A 797-nucleotide genomic window follows, 5' to 3' on the forward strand; every position below is an offset into this window, starting at 1 on the left:
CTCGAATAATATTGAGTTTACCAAACACAGATTCAATCATGTTCCAAGCTTCTTCGGTGTCATCAATTCCTTGAAGGTGGAACCTTAAATTGGGAGAGATGGACATTCCAATTAGTCCACATGCTTCGTCATTCCTATTAGCCCATTTGACTTTCTTATCAACATCAATGGGTGTTGTTTCCTTTCCCAAGGTAATCTGGTACAATCCTTTACTTCTTAATAAATCTTCCATATGGGATCTCCATTGGAAGTAGTTGTCGCTGGTAAGCATGACAGTACTTGTAGAAGCCATATTAAATATGTAGATAATGCAGATTTAAAACCTGAAACTAATGATCTGGATGGAAAGATCTTGAAAAGTTGTGCGGTTTTAAAAAAAACGGCACTGAAAATGGACTTCGGATGTGAAATTATGCCCTTTAAAAAAAAGGCATAAACGATAACCAAAGAGCCACATGGAAAGTAGAAGTTGGTCCACTTGGTGATACCCCTCATTGTAATAACCTCACTTTTACAAATAAGTTGCTCATGAAGTGACCCACTTTTATAAAGAGAAGTGGGGATCACTTTTACAATGAGGTTACCTTATAACAGAAAAATTGCATGCAAAATAACTCTAAAATATAAAGCTACTTATAGTGATTCACTTTTATACTTGAAGTGAAATGCACTTTACAATTTTTAGCATGAACTTTTTTTTTTCAAAAAAAAAGTAACAAAAGAGAGACTTGAACTCAAGACCTCTTACTTAATAAGGCAAGTTTTAACCAACTGATCTAGCAAAACATATTGTAATG

Annotated in this window: 1 protein-coding gene; it reads right to left on the reverse strand. The window is 34.4% G+C overall.

Going from position 1 to position 797, the window contains the following annotated elements:
- Window positions 1-271, reverse strand: a 271-nt coding sequence (locus NUW87_RS11415; RefSeq protein WP_269028643.1) for a hypothetical protein, incomplete at its 3' end; no start/stop codon positions are given.
- Window positions 272-797 lie beyond the last annotated feature (526 nt).

The sequence above is a fragment of the Corynebacterium pilbarense genome, from assembly GCF_026930265.1.
Classification (GTDB): domain Bacteria; phylum Actinomycetota; class Actinomycetes; order Mycobacteriales; family Mycobacteriaceae; genus Corynebacterium; species Corynebacterium pilbarense.